This window comes from Bradyrhizobium sp. PRIMUS42 (genome assembly GCF_023006515.1).
Classification (GTDB): Bacteria; Pseudomonadota; Alphaproteobacteria; order Rhizobiales; family Xanthobacteraceae; genus Bradyrhizobium.
In genome coordinates this window covers 1-2,406 of record NZ_JALBGZ010000859.1, presented here as the reverse complement: position 1 = coordinate 2,406, position 2,406 = coordinate 1, and the positions used below count along the sequence as shown (strand labels likewise).

The following is a 2,406-nucleotide window of genomic DNA, read 5'->3' as shown; positions in this document are numbered from 1 at the left end:
GCCGCGGCGCTGGTCGAGCACGCTGTCGAGCGCGGCGCGGAAACGGTCCTGGTCGAGCGGATGCAGCACCTCGAGCCACGAGGCCGCGGGTCCTTCGAGCGTACCGCGCTTCAGTCCGAGCAGCGCTTCGGTTTCGGGGCTGGTGAAGACCTTGTCGGCGGAGACGTCCCAGTCCCAGATCAGATCGCCGGAGCCGGCCAGCGCAAGGGCCCGCCGCTCGATGTCGGAGACGACGCCGGTGGTGGCGCCGCCGCCGGCAAAGGCGTGCTGCATCACCGTGAAGCCGATCAGCATCACGATCAGCACGAGGCCGCCGAGCAGGGCAGGGCCGACGATGTCGTTGGTGACGGAGCCCGCCACCGTCATGCCGGCCGCGACCACCCAGACCACGAGGAGGAACCAGGTCGGGATCAAGAGCACGGCACGGTCGAAGCCGTGCGTGGAGAGATAGACGATCAGCGCGAAGCCGGCGAATGCGATCAGCACCAGCGAGATGCGCGCGATGCCGGAGGCGACGGCCGGATCGAACAGTGCGAGCGCGACCAAGGACCCCAAGAAGGCCAGCCAGCCCACGGTGATGTGCGAATAGCGCACATGCCATCGGCTGAGGTTGAGATAGGCGAACAGGAACACCAGCAGCGTCGCCGCCAGGATCGCTTCACCCGCCGCGCGCCAGATGCGCTCGGCGTTGTTCGACATGTCGAGCACCTTGCCCCAGAAGCCGAAATCGACGCCGATATAGACCAGCACCGCCCAGGCCAGCGCCGCGGCAGCCGGGAACATGATGCTGCCCTTGACCACGAACAGGATCGTCAGCACCAGCGCGAGCAAGCCGGAGATGCCGATCACGATGCCCTGGTACAGCGTGAACGAATTGACCTTGTCCTTGTAGGCTTCCGGCTCCCACAGATAGAGCTGCGGCAGCTTGTCGGTGCGCAGCTCCGCAACGAAGGTGATGACGGCGCCGGGATCGAGCGTGACGCGGAACACGTCGGCGGTCGGGCTTTCCTGCCGCTCCGGCCGGTCGCCGGTCGAGGGCGTGATGGTCGCGATGCGCGACAGGCCGAGGTCGGGCCACAGCAGCCCCGAGGAGACGATGCGGTAATGCGGAGCGACGATCAGGCGGTCGAGCTGGTCGTCGGTGTTGTTGGCGAGCGCGAACACCACCCAGTTCTGGCCGCCCTCGCGGGCGCGCACCTCAATGCGGCGGACGATGCCGTCGGTGCCGGGCGCGGTGGAGACCTGAATGCGATCGGCATCGCTGCGCTGATGCTCGATCACGCCGGTGAGGTCGATCGCGGGCGCGTCACCGCGGACGCTGACCGCGTCGAGCGCGCGTGCAGGGGACGCGGCAACGAGCATCATGAGGCCCAGCGCGATGGGCGCGAGGCACCTGATCAGACGCAAGGTCAGTTCTCCGCGTTCGACGCAAACTTCGAGTGCAAGGCGACTCTACAAGGCGATTCTAAAAGGCGATTTCAGCCCGAACGGAAGCAGTTCGGTGCGTCGCGATAGATGCCACGAAAGCAAGGAAAATCAAAGGGTTTCCGCCAGCCCAGTGGGCCGGGGGGCCTACACCTCCAACACAATTTTGCCAATATGTGCGCTGGTTTCCATGCGCCGGTGCGCGTCGGCTGCCTTTTCCAGCGGGAAAGTGCTGTCCATCAGCGGCTTGACGCGGCCTTCACGCAAAAGCGGCATCACTTTCGCTTCGATCGCGGCCACCATCGCCGCCTTGTCCGCATTACTACGGGGGCGCAGGGTCGAGCCGGTATGGGTGAGGCGCTTGACCATCACCTTGGCGATGTTGACGCTGACCTTGGGGCCATTCAGCGTCGCGATCTGCACGATGCGGCCGTCGACGGCGGCGGCATCGTAGTTGCGGTCGACATACTCGCCCGCGACCATGTCGAGGATCAGATTGACGCCGGCTTTGTCGGTCTCTTCCTTGACCACGGCGACGAAGTCTTCGCTCTTGTAGTTGATGGCGCGGTCGGCCCCGAGCTTGAGACAGGCATCGATCTTGTCCTGCGATCCGACGGTGACGAACACCTTCGCACCGAATGCCTTCGCGAGCTGGATCGCCATGGTGCCGATGCCGGAGGAGCCGCCATGGATCAGCAGCGTCTCGCCGGCCTTCAGGCCGCCGCGCTCGAACACATTGTGCCAGACCGTCATCAGGGTTTCCGGCAGCGCGCCGGCTTCCTTGATCGACAGCGCCGGCGGAACGCTCATCGCCTGGGCGTCCTGGGCGATGCAGTACTGCGCATAACCACCGCCCGCGACCAGCGACATCACCTTGTCGCCGATCTTGTGCCGCTTGGCATTGCTGCCGACGGCGACGACTTCACCGGCGATTTCCAGGCCCGGCAGGTCGCTGGCGCCGGGCGGCGGCGGATAGGCGCC

Annotated in this window: 2 protein-coding genes; both read right to left on the bottom strand. The window is 66.0% G+C overall.

The genetic code is table 11. The features are described from left to right. Positions 1-1,407: 7TM diverse intracellular signaling domain-containing protein (locus tag MOV75_RS34765; RefSeq protein WP_309486993.1), on the bottom strand; the 1,407-nt coding region annotated here is incomplete at its 3' end. Between the two features lie 165 nt (positions 1,408-1,572). Beyond that, a partial coding sequence (locus MOV75_RS34760) for an NAD(P)H-quinone oxidoreductase (RefSeq protein WP_247007599.1) occupies positions 1,573-2,406 on the bottom strand: 834 nt, incomplete at its 5' end.